Here is a 13,282-nt window from a genome sequence, read left to right on the forward strand (position 1 = left end):
CCTAGGAGAGCGGCCGCGCCGCCGCATCGCGCCGGAGGTGACACATGGCGAAACACAGTGTGCGCGGTGAGCGGCGGGCCGCCTACCGTGGGGGAACCGCTTGCCCCGACTCCTGGAGAACCATGTCGTTCGACGCGCCGCCCTTCGCCCCTGCCGGGGCGACCGCGCCGCGCGTCCCGATCTCCTTCGAGCTGTACCCGCCGCGCACGCCTGCCCCGATCGAGGCGCTGCACGAGACGATCCAGCAGCTCGCCGCCGCATCGCCCCGGTTCATCTCGGTGACGTACGGCGCGGGCGGATCCGTCGGCGGCCGGTCCCTCGACGTGCTGCGGTACATCCGCGAGCAGACCTCGGTCGAACCGCTCGCGCACCTCACCTGCGTGGGGAGCACCTACGCCGGCGCCTCGCGCCTGATCCGCGAGTTCCTGGACGCCGGGATCCTCAGCTTCCTCGCCCTGCGCGGCGACCCGCCGCTCGACGAGAGCGAGCCGTTCCTCGGTGACCTGGAGAGCTCGGCCCAGCTGGTTCAGCTCATCGACCGGGCGCAGGCCGAGCGCGCGCCCTACCAGGAGCGCCCCATCCCCGGCGTGCCGGGAGCGGTGCAGGTGACGCCGCGCCGGAAGGTCAACATCGCGGTCGCCGCGTACCCGAACGGGCATCCGCGGTCGACGTACCGGCACCAGGACATCGACGCGCTGCTGGCCAAGCAGGCCGCGGGCGCGACCCTCGCGATCACGCAGCTGTTCTTCCATCCGGACGACTACTTCGCCTTCGTGGAGCGCTCCCGTCGCGCGGGCGTGACGATCCCGATCCTGCCCGGCATCATGCCGATCACCTCGCCCGCGCGCCTCAGTCGTGTGCTCGAGCTGAGCGGCGAGGAGCTGCCGGCCGAGCTGTCGATCGCGCTCGAGGTCGAGCCCACCGTCGAGGGTCGCACCGAGATCGGCATCGCGCACGCCGCCGCACTCGTCCGCGAGCTCGTCGACGGCGGCGCCCCCGGCGTGCACCTGTACGCCTTCAACCAGCACCGGACCGTCCTCGGCGTCCTCGAGGACGCCGGGATCCTTCAAGCCAGCGGCGCGCACTGAGCCGCTTCCCACACCATCCGTCAGAGAGGACCGACATGACCGCATTCCCCGAGGGCACCATCCTGGGCTACCCGCGCATCGGGCGTCGCCGTGAGCTCAAGAAGGCCGTCGAGGCGTTCTGGGCGGGCCGGATCGACGAGGCCGAGCTGGAGGGCACCGCCAAGGGCCTGCGCGCCGCGACCCGCGAGCGCCTCGCCGAGCAGGGCCTGGGCCGCGCGGACTCGGCGATCCCGGAGTCGTTCTCCTACTACGACCAGGTGCTCGACGCGGCCGTCACGGTCGGCGCGATCCCCGCCCGGTTCGAGGACCTGCGCGCCGCGGACGGCACGATCGGCCTGCCCGCGTACTTCACCATCGCCCGCGGCGAGGGCGAGCGCGCCCCGCTCGAGATGACCAAGTGGTTCGACACGAACTACCACTACCTCGTGCCGGAGATCGGACCGGAGACCGTGTTCTCGCTCTCCTCCGACCGGATCGTGCGCCAGGTGCAGGAGGCGGCCGAGGCCGGCTTCCGCACCCGCCCGGTCGTCGTCGGCCCGGTTACCTTCCTGGCCCTGGCGAAGGCCTCCGACGACGCCCCCGAGGGCTTCGACCCGCTGTCCCGCCTCGACGACCTCGTGCCGGTCTACGCCGAGCTGCTCGCCGCGCTCAAGGCCGCCGGCGCCGAGTGGGTGCAGCTCGACGAGCCCGCGCTCGTCAGCGAGTCGCTGCCCGCCTCCGTGGCCGAACTGGGCGAGGCCGCCGCGCGCGCCTACGCCGTCCTCGGCGGGCTCGCGGAGCGTCCGTCGATCTTCGTCGCCGCGCCCTACGCGGCCCTCGACGCCAACCTCGCCGTGCTCGCGGCCGCCCCGATCGAGGCGATCGGCCTCGACCTCGTCCGCGGCACCGTGCCCGCGGCGGTGGACGGCCTCGCCGACAAGGTCCTCGTCGGCGGCGTCATCGACGGCCACAACATCTGGCGGGGCGACCTCGCCGCGGCCTTCGACACGCTCGAGGCCCTGCGCGGCCTCGGCGCCGCCGGCGTCGCCGCGTCCACCTCGACCTCGCTGCAGCACGTGCCGCACGACGTCGAGGACGAGTCCAAGCTCGACGCGCGCCTGGTGAGCTGGCTCGCCTTCGCCGACCAGAAGGTCGCGCAGGTCGTGACCCTCGCCCGTGGTCTCGCCGAGGGACGCGCGGCCATCGCCGCCGAGCTCGACGCCGCCTCCGCCGCCCTGGCCGACCGCCTCGGCGCCCCCGGCGTGCGCGTGGACGCCGTCCGCACCCGCACCGCGGCCCTCACGGACGCCGACTTCGACCGCGGCGACTACGAGGCCCGCGTCGCCGCGCAGGACGCCGCCCTCAGCCTGCCCGCGCTGCCGCTCACCACGATCGGATCCTTCCCGCAGACCGGCGACATCCGCCGCGCCCGCGCGCAGTTCACCCGTGGCGAGATCACCGCGGACGAGTACGACGGCTTCCTCCGCGAGGAGATCGGCCGGGTCGTCACGCTGCAGGAGGAGCTGGGCCTCGACGTCCTCGTGCACGGCGAGCCCGAGCGCAACGACATGGTGCAGTACTTCGCCGAGAACCTCGACGGCTTCGACGTCACCGAGAACGGCTGGGTGCAGTCCTACGGATCCCGCGCGACCCGCCCGTCGATCCTCTGGGGCGACGTGTCCCGCCCGGCGCCGATCACGGTCGCCTGGTCGCAGTACGCGCAGTCGCTCACCGAGAAGCCGATGAAGGGCATGCTGACCGGCCCGGTCACGATCCTCGCCTGGTCGTTCGTCCGCGACGACCAGCCGCTCGGTGAGACCGCGAACCAGGTCGCCCTCGCTCTGCGCGACGAGATCGCCGACCTCGAGGCCGCCGGCATCGGCGTGATCCAGGTCGACGAGCCCGCGCTGCGCGAGCTGCTGCCGCTGAAGAAGGCCGACCAGCCGGCGTACCTGGACTGGTCCGTCGCCTCGTTCCGCCTCTCCACCGCGGGCGCCGCGACGGCCACGCAGGTGCACACCCACCTCTGCTACTCGGAGTTCGGCGTGGTCATCGACGCGATCCGCGCGCTGGACGCCGACGTCACCTCGATCGAGGCCGCGCGCAGCCGCATGGAGGTCGTCACCGACATCGCCGCGGCCGGCTTCGACCACGGCATCGGCCCGGGCGTCTACGACATCCACTCGCCGCGCGTGCCCACGGCCGCCGAGGTCGAGGCGCTGCTGCGCCGCGCCGTGCAGGAGATCCCGACCCGTCAGCTCTGGGTGAACCCGGACTGCGGTCTGAAGACCCGTGGATACGAGGAGACCAACGCCTCGCTGGCCAACATCGTCGAGGCCACGCGCCGCGTCCGCGAGGACGTCGTCGTCTCGGCCTGATCGGGCGCCGAGCCGCTCGAGAGGCTCTGAAACGCCGAAGCCCTCCCGGATCCGTCCGGGAGGGCTTCGGCGTTCCTCTGGTCCCTGAGCCTGCCGAAGGGTCAGACCGCGCGCAGCACCGCCACGACCTTGCCGAGGATCGTGGCGTCGTCGCCCAGGATCGGCTCGAAGGCGCTGTTGCGGGGGAGCAGCCAGAGGTGCCCGTCGCGGCGGCGGAACGTCTTCACGGTCGCCTCGCCGTCGAGCATCGCGGCGACGATCTCGCCGTTCTCCGCCGTGCCCTGGGAGCGCACCACGACCCAGTCGCCGTCGCAGATCGCGGCGTCGATCATGGACTCGCCGGAGACCTTGAGCATGAACAGGTCGCCCTTGCCGACGAGCTGCCGGGGGAGCGGGAAGATCTCCTCGACCTGCTGCTCGGCCGTGATCGGCACACCCGCGGCGATCCGGCCGACGAGCGGCACCAGCGCCGCGTCGCCCACCGCGGGGGCGGTGTCGGCGGGGTTCTCCGTGGACAGGCCGGGCAGGTCGATGAGGACCTCCATCGCCCGGGTCTTGCCCGGATCGCGACGCAGGTAGCCGCTCAGCTCGAGCTGGCCCAGCTGGTGGGTGACGCTGGACAGCGACTTCAGCCCGACGGCGTCGCCGATCTCGCGCATGCTCGGCGGGTAGCCGTGGCGCGCGATCGAGGTCTGGATGACCTCGAGGATCGCCATCTGCTTGGCGCTCAGGCTCTTCCGACGCCGCGTGCGCGGAGCCTCGGACTCGGGATTCGCTCCGGCGCTCATGCCGTCTCCTTCGTGGTGCGCGGGCCACGTGGATCCGGTCCCGGAATGCGTCCTTCCGCAGTCGCGGTTCGAATGTCGGTGGTCCGTGGTGAGGTCTGTACATCGAAACCGTATCCGAGAACGGGGCGGAATCGGAAGATCTGTTCGAGCGTGTCGAAGAAGCCGATGAGGCGATTTTCGAAGAACGGTTGACAGATGTTCGAACTCGAAAGTATCTTCGGTACGTAGGTTCGCCTCTCCAGAGGCCCGGGATGGAGTTCCCTCAGACAGAGGGACTCCTCCCGGGGAGAGGCGGACCGACCCCAGTCAGAGGAGAAGCACCATGAGCAGCATCACCTTCGCCACCACGGCCCCCGTCACGCGTCTGCGGATCACGGCTCGAGGGCGGCGCGTGCTGGCGGCCCTGGTCGCGCTCCCCGTCGCCGGGGCGATCGCCTTCGCCGCCATGAGCGGGGGGTCGGCTCTCGCCTCGGGCCAGGTCACCACGGGCAGCACCTTCACGACCGTGACCGTGCAGCCCGGCGACACGCTCTGGTCGATCGCCGGCGAGGTCGCCCCGCAGGCCGACCCGCGCGACGTGGTCGCGGAGATCTCGAAGCTCAACCTGATCGACGGCGGCGTCATCTCCGTCGGCCAGCACCTCGCGGTCCCCGCGCAGTACGCGTCCGCCGGGCGCTGAGCCCGTCACGCGGGGCCACGGCATAGCAGCGGCCGCCTAGCATGGCAGGGTGACTGTCTCGCTCGACGACCTCCCGCTCCGTGACGATCTTCGCGGCCTGCGCCCGTACGGCGCACCGCAGGCGCCGCTGCCCGTGGCGCTGAACGTGAACGAGAACACCCATCCGGTCCCGGAGAAGGTCGCCGGCGACATCCTCGACGACATCGCCGTCGCGCTGCGCGAGGTCAATCGCTACCCCGACCGCGAGTTCACGGCGCTGCGCGAGGCCTTCGCCGTCTACCTTGGCCACGACCTCGACGCGTCGAACATCTGGGCGGGCAACGGGTCGAACGAGGTGCTGCAGCACATCCTGCAGGCCTTCGCCGGCCCGGGCCGCACGGTCTTCGGCTTCGCGCCGACCTACTCGATGTACCCGCTGCTCGCGCAGGGCACCGGGGCGACCTGGATCGCCGGCACCCGGGATCCCGACTACGACCTCACCGTCGACGAGGCGGTCGCGCAGATCCGCCGGCACGACCCCGACGTGATCCTGCTCTGCGCCCCGAACAACCCGACCGGCACGCCGCTCGGCATCGACGTGATCGAGGCGGTGTACGAGGCGTCCCGCGGCATCGTGATCGTGGACGAGGCGTATCAGGAGTTCGCTCCGAAGGACTCCGTCTCCGCGCTCACGCTGCTCGAGGGTCGTCCGCGCCTCGCCGTCTCGCGCACCATGAGCAAGGCGTTCGCCTTCGCCGGCGCCCGCGTCGGCTATCTCGCGGCGGATCCGGCGTTCATCGACGCCCTGCGTCTCGTGCGGCTGCCGTACCACCTCAGCGCGCTGACCCAGGCGGCCGCGGTCGCAGCTCTCCGCAACGCGCCGATCATGCTCGCGATGGTCGACGAGATCGTCGCCCAGCGGGACCGCATCTCGGCGACCCTCGAGGCGCTCGGCTACACGCCGCACCCGTCCTGGTCGAACTTCGTGCTCTTCGGCGGTGTCGCCGATCCCGCCGCGACCTGGCAGGCGCTGTTCGACCGCGGCGTGCTGATCCGCGACGTCGGCATCCCGCACCACCTGCGCGTCACGGCGGGCACCGAGGCGGAGACCACCGCGTTCCTGGACGCCCTGGCCTCGGTAGGATCGGCTTCATGACCGCCGCGAGTTCCCCTGCCGGGCGGGTCGCCCGCCGCGCCCGTTCGACCTCCGAGTCGACGGTCGAGCTGGAGCTGAACCTGGACGGCACCGGACAGAGCCACATCGACACGTCCGTGCCGTTCTTCGACCACCTGCTCACCGCCTTCGCGAAGCACTCGCTGACCGACCTCACCGTGCGCGCCTCGGGCGACACGCACATCGACGCGCACCACACGGTCGAGGACGTCTCGATCGTGCTCGGCCAGGCGATCCGCGAGGCGCTCGGCGACAAGTCCGGCATCTCCCGCTACGGCGACGCGCTCGTCCCGCTCGACGAGGCCCTCGCGCAGGCCGTCGTCGACATCTCCGGCCGCCCCTACCTCGTGCACGAGGGCGAACCCGCCGGCTACGAGCACCACCTCATCGGAGGCCACTTCACCGGATCCCTCGTCCGGCACGTGTTCGAGGCGATCTCGTACAACGCCGCCCTCACCGTGCACGTGCGCGTGATCAGCGGCCGCGACCCGCACCACATCGCCGAGGCGGAGTTCAAGGCGTTCGCGCGCGCGTTCCGCCAGGCCAAGGCGCTCGACCCGCACGTGTCCGGCATCCCGTCCACGAAGGGCGCACTGTGACCGGCGCCGAGGGGCGCCGGCCCACGGTCGCGGTCTTCGACTACGGCTCCGGCAACGTGCACTCGGCGGTCAAGGCGCTCATCCGCGCCGGGGCCGACGCGGAGCTCACCGGCGACCGCACCGCGGCGCTCGAGGCGGACGGCCTCGTCGTGCCCGGCGTCGGCGCCTTCGCGGCCGTCCGTGAGGCCCTCGCCGCGCACGGCGGCGACGAGATCATCGAGCGCCGGCTCGCCGGAGGACGCCCCGTGCTCGGGATCTGCGTGGGCATGCAGGTGCTCTTCGCGCACGGCGTCGAGCGCGGCGCCGAGGTCGACGGGCTCGGCGAGTGGCCGGGCGTCGTCACCGAGCTGGACGCCCCGGTCCTCCCGCACATGGGCTGGAACACGGTCGAACCGGACGAGGGCAGCGTGCTCTTCCGCGGCATCGAGCACGAGCGGTTCTATTTCGTGCACTCCTTCGCCGCGCAGTCCTGGGAGCTCGACGTGATCCCGCCGTTCCCGCAGCCCAAGCTGACCTGGGCCACGCACGGCTCGCGGTTCCTCGCCGCGGTCGAGAACGGCCCGCTCTCGGCGACCCAGTTCCACCCGGAGAAGTCCGGCGAGGCGGGGATCCAGCTGCTGCGCAACTGGATCTCGACGCTCTGAGCGCCGCTCTCCGTTCGACACCCCAACACATCAAGGACGACATGAACGAGTTCGCACAGGCCCCTTCCCTGACCCTGCTCCCGGCTGTCGACGTGGCCGGCGGTCAGGCCGTGCGCCTGACCCAGGGCGAGGCGGGCAGCGAGACCAGCTACGGCGACCCGATCGACGCCGCCGCCGAGTGGGTCGACCAGGGCGCCGAGTGGATCCACCTCGTCGACCTCGACGCCGCCTTCGGACGCGGCAGCAACGCCCCGATCCTGCGCCGCGTGATCAAGCAGTTCCGCAGCGTCAACGTCGAGCTCTCCGGCGGGATCCGCGACGACGCGAGCCTCGAGGCCGCGCTCGAGTCGGGCGCCGCCCGGATCAACCTGGGCACCGCCGCGCTGGAGAACCCGGAGTGGGCCGCCGACGTGATCGCCCGTTACGGCGAGGCCGTCGCCGTCGGCCTGGACGTGCGCGGCACGACTCTCGCCGCCCGCGGCTGGACCAAGGAGGGCGGCGACCTGTGGACGGTCCTCGACCGCCTCGAGGACGCCGGCTGCAGCCGCTACGTCGTCACCGACGTCACGAAGGACGGCACGCTGCGCGGCCCGAACCTCGAGCTGCTCCGCGAGATCACGGCGCGCACCCCGAAGCCGGTCGTCGCCTCCGGCGGCATCGCCAACCTCGACGATATCGCGGCGCTGCGCGAGCTCGTGCCGCTCGGCGTCGAGGGCGCGATCGTCGGCAAGGCGCTCTACGCGGGCGCGTTCACCCTGGCCGAGGCGCTGGATGTCGCCGGATCCTGAGGCCTGCGACCACGGGCACGGATCGCACGGCAACGGCGCGCACGCCCACGGCAACACCGGCGACTCCGCCGGGGTCCCGTGGGAGGGCCGGAGCTTCCAGTCCAACCCGCACGCCGCGGACGACGGGTCCGCGGACCCGGCGCTCTGGCTCGCGCTGACGCGCTTCCGGGCGGGGGAGGGCACCCAGGCCGAGGTCGTCGACGCCTTCCGTGCCGCGCGCGTGCTCGTGCCGCTCGTCGCCGAGAAGGGTGAGGAGGGCGTCGCGCCGTCCGGCCTCGCCGTCGACAAGACGCAGGAGCTCTCGCTCGTGACGGTCGCGGCGCCGGACGGGCGCACCGTGCAGCCGGCGTTCACGAGCGTCGACACGCTGCGCGCCTGGGATCCGATCGCGCGCCCGATCCCCGTCGAGGCCGCACGCGTCGCGCTGTCCGCGTCCTCCGGCGACGCCGAGCTGATCGTGCTGGATCCCGGATCCGAGTCCGAGTTCGTGCTCCGTCGGCCCGCCGTCTGGGCCGTCGCGCAGGGCCAGCCGTGGGAGCCGAGCTTCCTCTCGCCCGAGGTCTTCGCAGGCCTGCAGGAGAGCGTCGGCAGCGAGCTCGCCGTGATCGACGTCGCCGTGTCCGCGGGAGACCCGGAGGCGCGGTTGCGCGGCCCGGAGCTCGTCGTCACCCTCGAGCTCGTGCAGGGCCTGGACCGCGAGACGCTCGACGCGGTGCTCGCCCGCCTCGCGCAGCGCTGGGCGGCGGACGACCGGATCGCCGTGCTCGTCGACTCGCTCACCGTGCGCCTGCGCGCGAGCGCCTGACGACCCTCGCGGATCCGCCGCCCGCGGAGTAGCGTGACCTCGCAGCATCCGTGATGCAGGGCGGAGAGGCAGGGGCGATGGCGCATCCCGCGGAGGACCGGGACGAGGCGGCGCTCGCGGTCGCCCATGAGCGCGCCCTCGCCTGGCGGCAGGGACTCGAGGAACGCCCGATCGCGCCCCGCGCCGGCGCGGACGCCGTGAAGGACGCCCTCGGACGCGCGCTCCCCGACGACGGCGAGCCCGCGGGCGCGGTCGTGGCCCGGCTCGCGGACGCGGCGGAGCCCGGCATCATGGCGATGGGCAGCCCGCGGTTCTACGGGTGGGTGATCGGCGGTGCGCAGCCGGCCGCGCTCGGCGCCGACTGGCTCGTGTCCACCTGGGACCAGAACACCGCGATGCGCGCGGCCACCCCCGGCGTCGTCGCCGCGGAGGAGCTCGCCGGAGAGTGGATCCTCGACCTGCTCGGCCTGCCGGCGACCGCCGACGTCGGCTTCGTCACGGGCGCGACCATGGCGAACTTCACCGGCCTCGTCGCGGCCCGCGACGCCGTCCTCGCCCGCACCGGCTGGAGCACGGCCGTCGACGGTCTTGCCGGCGCGCCGCGGATCCGTCTGTTCGTCGGCGCGGAGCGGCACGACACGGTCGACCACGCCGCGCGGATGGCGGGTCTCGGGGCGCCGATCGTCGTCCCCGCGGATGACCAGGGACGGATCCTGCCGGCCGCGCTCGGCGAGGCGCTCTCCGCGGGGACGGCGCCGGCGATCGTCGTGCTCCAGGCGGGCAACCTGCACTCCGGGGCGTTCGACCCGCTCGCCGAGGCGATCGCGCTCGCTCATGCGGTCGGCGCCTGGGTGCACGTGGACGGCGCGTTCGGGCTGTGGGCCGCGGCGTCCCCCCGGACACGGCATCTCGTGGAGGGCCTCTCGGAGGCGGACTCCTGGGCGACCGACGCGCACAAGACCCTCAGCGTCCCCTACGACTGCGGCGTCGCGATCGTCGCGGACGCGCGGGCCCTGCGGTCGTCGATGGGCATGACCGCCGCCTACCTCGCCAGCGTGGCCAGCGCGGAGCATTCGGATCCGCACGACCGCGTGCCCGAGCTGTCCCGGCGCGCCCGCGGCGTGCCGACCTGGGCGGCGCTGCGCACGATGGGCCGGTCGGGGACCGTCGCCCTGGTGGACCGGCTGGCGGACAGCGCGGCGCGGATCGCGGTCGGGCTCGGGCAGCTGCCCGGGGTGGACGTCCTGAACGACGTGGTCTTCACCCAGGTGTGCGCGGCGCTCGGCACCGACGAGCGGACCGACGCCTGGGCCGAGGCGCTGCGCGCGGAGGGGGAGGCCTACGCCTCCTCGTCCCGCTGGCACGACCGGTCCGTGCTGCGGTTCTCGGTCAGCAACTGGGCGACCGACGAGCACGAGGTCGCCCGGACCCTGGCCGCTGCGGCCCGGGCGCTGCCCGGGGTCAGTTGACCGGGCCGGTCCACTTCTCGCCGGGGCCCTGGCCGATCGGATCCGGGATCACGGACGCCTCGCGGAACGCGAGCTGCACCGAGCGCAGGCCGTCGCGCAGCGAGCGGGCGTGCATGTCGCTGATCTCCGGGGCGGCGGCCGTGATGAGGCCGGCGAGGGCGTTGATGAGCTTGCGCGCCTCGTCGAGGTCCTTCTGCGTCTCGGGGTCGTCGGCGAGGCCGACCTTGACGGCCGCGGCGCTCAGCAGGTGCACGGCGGCGGTGGTGATGACCTCGACCGCGGCGACCTCGGCGATGTCCCGGGCGGCGCCCGCGGCGGTGTCCGCAGGGGTCTCGGCGGGGGTGGGGGCGACGTGCTCGTGGCCGTCGGGAGCGTGAGTGGTCACGGTGCCTTGCCTTCTGGTAGACTTCTGCGGGCTCCGGGGCTTCACGTCCCGGCACGAAAGAGGATTCACTTCCCACCCGCGCTTGCCGCTCAAGGCTACCGGGTCAAACACTCCGCCGATTCACGTCGGTAGACAGATCCGGTACGGATCCGCACAGGGTGTTCGCCGACGTCTGAATGTCGGCGGGTGGGACGATCTCCGATTTCGCCCGTGATCCGGTCCGGATCACGGAGGCCGAAACCATCGTCTAAGGAGTCCGCATCAGCGATCCCCGCACCAATGAGCGCATCCGCGTCCCCGAGGTCCGCCTCGTCGGCCCCGCGGGTGAGCAGATCGGCGTCGTCCGCATCGAGGCGGCGCTGCGTCTTGCGCAGGAAGCCGACCTCGATCTCGTCGAGGTGGCCCCGAACTCGAAGCCTCCCGTGGTCAAGATCATGGACTACGGCAAGTTCAAGTACGAGGCTGCGCAGAAGGCGAAGGAAGCCCGTCGCAACCAGGCGAACACGGTCCTCAAGGAGGTGCGCTTCCGCCTGAAGATCGAGGCGCACGACTACACGACCAAGCTCAAGCGCGCCGAGGGCTTCCTCAAGGCGGGCGACAAGGTGAAGGCGATGATCCTGTTCCGCGGTCGCGAGCAGTCGCGCCCCGAGCAGGGCGTGCGACTCCTGCGCAAGTTCGCCGAGGACGTCGCCGACTTCGGCACCGTCGAGTCGAACCCCACGATCGACGGCCGGAACATGGTCATGGTCATCGCCCCGCTGAAGAACAAGTCCGAGGCGAAGGCCGAGCAGAACGCCGTCCGCGCCGCGAACAAGCAGGCCGCCCGCGACGCCAAGTCGCCCGGGACCCCGGCCGGATCGGCGGAGCCCGCGACCGCGGCCGAACCGGCGGAGCCCGCCGCGGAGTGATCCGCGCGGCCGTCCGAGCCCCACAGACTCCCGCATCGCGCGGGTAACCCCTGTCGCCCAGCTGGGCGCCATACGAAGGAAGAGAAGATGCCGAAGCAGAAGACCCACTCGGGTGCCAAGAAGCGCTTCAAGATCACCGGCAGCGGCAAGCTGAAGAAGCAGCAGGCGAACATGCGCCACAACCTCGAGCACAAGTCGAGCCGTCGCACCCGTCGCCTCAACCAGGACCAGGTTCTGTCGGCCGCCGACAACAAGGTCGCCAAGAAGCTCCTCGGCCGCTGACGCGCCGATCTGACGAACAGGAAATACGAAAATGGCTAGAGTCAAGCGCGCCGTCAACGCTCAGAAGAAGCGTCGCGTCATCCTCGAGCGCGCCTCGGGTTACCGTGGCCAGCGCTCGCGTCTGTACCGCAAGGCGAAGGAGCAGGTCACCCACTCGCTCGTCTACGCGTACCGCGACCGTCGCAAGCGCAAGGGCGACTTCCGTCGTCTGTGGATCCAGCGCATCAATGCCGCCGCCCGCCAGAACGGCATCACGTACAACCGCTTCATCCAGGGCCTCGGTCTCGCCGGCGTCCAGGTCGACCGCCGCATGCTCGCCGAGCTCGCGGTGAACGAGCCGGCGACCTTCGCCGCTCTCGTCGACGTCGCCCGCAAGGCTCTGCCCGCGGACGTCAACGCGCCGAAGTCGGTCGCGTAAGCATCTTCTCCGGTTGCTGAGCCCGTCGAAGCACAGCGACCTCATTTCAGACGGGGCGTCATCCTTCGGGATGGCGCCCCGTCGTCGTCTCCGCGCGAGTGTCCCTAGACTGGGCTCGTGCTGGAGAACCCCCGATCCCCGCGCGTGCGCGCCGTCGCCAAGCTCACCAAGCGGAGCGCGCGCACCGAGACCGGCCTGTTCCTGCTCGAGGGTCCGCAGGCGGTCCGTGAGGCGCTGGCGTACCGGCCGGGCGCGATCGTCGAGCTGTTCGCGACGCCGACCGCCTGGGACAAGCACGCCGACCTGCGCGCTGCCGCCCTCGCCGCCGACGTGCGCTTCGAGTACGTCACCGAGTTCGTCCTCGCCGCGATGGCCGACACGGTCACCCCGCAGGGGGTCATCGCCGTGGCCCGGCAGACGCCGACGTCGGTGCGGGAGATCTTCGCCGCGAATCCGCGCCTCGTCGCGATCTGCGAGGAGATCCGGGATCCGGGCAACCTCGGCACGATCATCCGCGCGGCCGACGCGACCGGCGCCGACGCGGTCGTGCTCACCGGTCAGACGGTCGACCTGTACAACCCGAAGGTGGTCCGCTCCACCACGGGATCGCTGTTCCACCTCCCCGTCTCGGTCGGCGGCGACCTCGCCGACGTCATCGAGCGGGCGCACGCCGCCGGCCTCCAGGTCGTGGCGGCCGACGTCAAGGGCGACGACCTGCTCGCCGCACGGGCCGAGGGCGTGCTCGCGCGGCCGACCGCCTGGCTGTTCGGCAACGAGGCGCGCGGCCTCGAGGACGATGCGCTGTCCCTCGCGGATCGCGCGCTGCGGCTGCCGATCTTCGGCCGCGCCGAGTCGTTGAACCTCGCCACCGCGGCGAGCGTCTGCCTGTACGAGAGCGCGTTCGCTCAGCGCGCCTAGC

General features: G+C 72.2%; 15 protein-coding genes. 13 read left to right on the forward strand and 2 right to left on the reverse strand.

The annotated features are described in order from the left end of the window. Nucleotides 1-122: 122 nt before the first annotated feature. Both RBR11_RS09360 and metE read left to right on the forward strand, forming a co-directional pair. Entirely contained in the window at nucleotides 123-1,088 is a 966-nt protein-coding gene (locus tag RBR11_RS09360; protein ID WP_308489057.1) for a methylenetetrahydrofolate reductase, read from the forward strand. Nucleotides 1,089-1,123: 35 nt separating this feature from the next. Continuing rightward, the gene (gene metE / locus RBR11_RS09365; RefSeq protein WP_308489058.1) at nucleotides 1,124-3,445 is read left to right on the forward strand and encodes a 5-methyltetrahydropteroyltriglutamate--homocysteine S-methyltransferase; all 2,322 of its coding nucleotides are present in this window, start codon (nucleotides 1,124-1,126) and stop codon (nucleotides 3,443-3,445) included. 101 nt (nucleotides 3,446-3,546) lie between these two features. On the opposite strand, the gene lexA is transcribed toward metE, so the two are convergent. Next, nucleotides 3,547-4,233, reverse strand: a complete 687-nt coding sequence (lexA, locus tag RBR11_RS09370) for a transcriptional repressor LexA (protein WP_308489059.1) — start codon at nucleotides 4,231-4,233, stop codon at nucleotides 3,547-3,549. 322 nt (nucleotides 4,234-4,555) lie between these two features. Here lexA and RBR11_RS09375 point away from each other — a divergent pair, with 322 nt between their 5' ends. The 7 genes from RBR11_RS09375 (at nucleotide 4,556) to RBR11_RS09405 (ending at nucleotide 10,370) form a co-directional block, all read left to right on the forward strand. Continuing rightward, entirely contained in the window at nucleotides 4,556-4,912 is a 357-nt protein-coding gene (locus RBR11_RS09375) for a LysM peptidoglycan-binding domain-containing protein (protein WP_308489060.1), read from the forward strand. A gap of 49 nt (nucleotides 4,913-4,961) precedes the next feature. Further along, nucleotides 4,962-6,047, forward strand: coding sequence for a histidinol-phosphate transaminase (locus RBR11_RS09380; protein WP_308489061.1), 1,086 nt, complete (start codon nucleotides 4,962-4,964; stop codon nucleotides 6,045-6,047). After that, complete coding sequence (gene hisB, locus RBR11_RS09385; RefSeq protein WP_308489062.1) at nucleotides 6,044-6,664, forward strand: imidazoleglycerol-phosphate dehydratase HisB; 621 nt, start codon at nucleotides 6,044-6,046, stop codon at nucleotides 6,662-6,664. Before RBR11_RS09380 ends, hisB begins: the two co-directional genes overlap by 4 nt. After that, entirely contained in the window at nucleotides 6,661-7,308 is a 648-nt protein-coding gene (hisH, locus tag RBR11_RS09390; protein ID WP_308489063.1) for an imidazole glycerol phosphate synthase subunit HisH, read from the forward strand. Before hisB ends, hisH begins: the two co-directional genes overlap by 4 nt. 41 nt (nucleotides 7,309-7,349) lie before the next feature. Then, complete coding sequence (gene priA, locus RBR11_RS09395; RefSeq protein WP_308489064.1) at nucleotides 7,350-8,096, forward strand: bifunctional 1-(5-phosphoribosyl)-5-((5-phosphoribosylamino)methylideneamino)imidazole-4-carboxamide isomerase/phosphoribosylanthranilate isomerase PriA; 747 nt, start codon at nucleotides 7,350-7,352, stop codon at nucleotides 8,094-8,096. Next, nucleotides 8,080-8,901, forward strand: a complete 822-nt coding sequence (locus tag RBR11_RS09400) for an SseB family protein (RefSeq protein WP_308489065.1) — start codon at nucleotides 8,080-8,082, stop codon at nucleotides 8,899-8,901. Before priA ends, RBR11_RS09400 begins: the two co-directional genes overlap by 17 nt. 77 nt (nucleotides 8,902-8,978) lie before the next feature. Next, a complete protein-coding gene (locus tag RBR11_RS09405) occupies nucleotides 8,979-10,370 on the forward strand; it encodes a pyridoxal phosphate-dependent decarboxylase family protein (RefSeq protein WP_308489066.1) in 1,392 nt (463 codons plus the stop codon). On the opposite strand, the gene RBR11_RS09410 is transcribed toward RBR11_RS09405, so the two are convergent. Then, nucleotides 10,363-10,755 (reverse strand): DUF1844 domain-containing protein, encoded by a 393-nt coding sequence (locus RBR11_RS09410; RefSeq protein WP_373889785.1) that lies wholly within the window; start codon nucleotides 10,753-10,755, stop codon nucleotides 10,363-10,365. The genes RBR11_RS09405 and RBR11_RS09410 overlap by 8 nt on opposite strands. Before the next feature lie 287 nt (nucleotides 10,756-11,042). On the opposite strand from RBR11_RS09410, the gene infC reads away from it, so the two are divergent. From infC to RBR11_RS09430, 4 genes are all read left to right on the forward strand, one after another. Then, on the forward strand, nucleotides 11,043-11,663 hold the full coding sequence (gene infC / locus RBR11_RS09415; RefSeq protein WP_308489105.1) for a translation initiation factor IF-3: 621 nt from the start codon (nucleotides 11,043-11,045) through the stop codon (nucleotides 11,661-11,663). An 87-nt stretch (nucleotides 11,664-11,750) separates the two neighbouring features. After that, nucleotides 11,751-11,945: a 50S ribosomal protein L35 gene (gene rpmI, locus RBR11_RS09420; protein WP_308489067.1), complete on the forward strand. Its 195-nt coding sequence runs from the start codon at nucleotides 11,751-11,753 to the stop codon at nucleotides 11,943-11,945. Between the two features lie 31 nt (nucleotides 11,946-11,976). Beyond that, the gene (rplT, locus tag RBR11_RS09425; RefSeq protein WP_308489068.1) at nucleotides 11,977-12,363 is read left to right on the forward strand and encodes a 50S ribosomal protein L20; all 387 of its coding nucleotides are present in this window, start codon (nucleotides 11,977-11,979) and stop codon (nucleotides 12,361-12,363) included. 117 nt (nucleotides 12,364-12,480) lie between these two features. Beyond that, the gene (locus RBR11_RS09430; RefSeq protein WP_308489069.1) at nucleotides 12,481-13,281 is read left to right on the forward strand and encodes a TrmH family RNA methyltransferase; all 801 of its coding nucleotides are present in this window, start codon (nucleotides 12,481-12,483) and stop codon (nucleotides 13,279-13,281) included. Nucleotide 13,282: the final 1 nt, after the last annotated feature.

It is taken from the genome of Microbacterium capsulatum (assembly GCF_030865425.1).
GTDB classification, from domain to species: Bacteria; Actinomycetota; Actinomycetes; order Actinomycetales; family Microbacteriaceae; genus Microbacterium; species Microbacterium capsulatum.

Excerpts from the sequence above, each read along its gene's own strand:
- RBR11_RS09360 (WP_308489057.1), top strand. The coding sequence starts at position 123 with ATGTCGTTCGACGCGCCGCCCTTCGCCCCTGCCGGGGCGACCGCGCCG.
- metE (WP_308489058.1), top strand. The coding sequence starts at position 1,124 with ATGACCGCATTCCCCGAGGGCACCATCCTGGGCTACCCGCGCATCGGG.
- lexA (WP_308489059.1), bottom strand. The coding sequence starts at position 4,233 with ATGAGCGCCGGAGCGAATCCCGAGTCCGAGGCTCCGCGCACGCGGCGT.
- RBR11_RS09375 (WP_308489060.1), top strand. The coding sequence starts at position 4,556 with ATGAGCAGCATCACCTTCGCCACCACGGCCCCCGTCACGCGTCTGCGG.
- hisB (WP_308489062.1), top strand. The coding sequence starts at position 6,044 with ATGACCGCCGCGAGTTCCCCTGCCGGGCGGGTCGCCCGCCGCGCCCGT.
- priA (WP_308489064.1), top strand. The coding sequence starts at position 7,350 with ATGAACGAGTTCGCACAGGCCCCTTCCCTGACCCTGCTCCCGGCTGTC.
- RBR11_RS09400 (WP_308489065.1), top strand. The coding sequence starts at position 8,080 with ATGTCGCCGGATCCTGAGGCCTGCGACCACGGGCACGGATCGCACGGC.
- RBR11_RS09405 (WP_308489066.1), top strand. The coding sequence starts at position 8,979 with ATGGCGCATCCCGCGGAGGACCGGGACGAGGCGGCGCTCGCGGTCGCC.
- rpmI (WP_308489067.1), top strand. The coding sequence starts at position 11,751 with ATGCCGAAGCAGAAGACCCACTCGGGTGCCAAGAAGCGCTTCAAGATC.
- rplT (WP_308489068.1), top strand. The coding sequence starts at position 11,977 with ATGGCTAGAGTCAAGCGCGCCGTCAACGCTCAGAAGAAGCGTCGCGTC.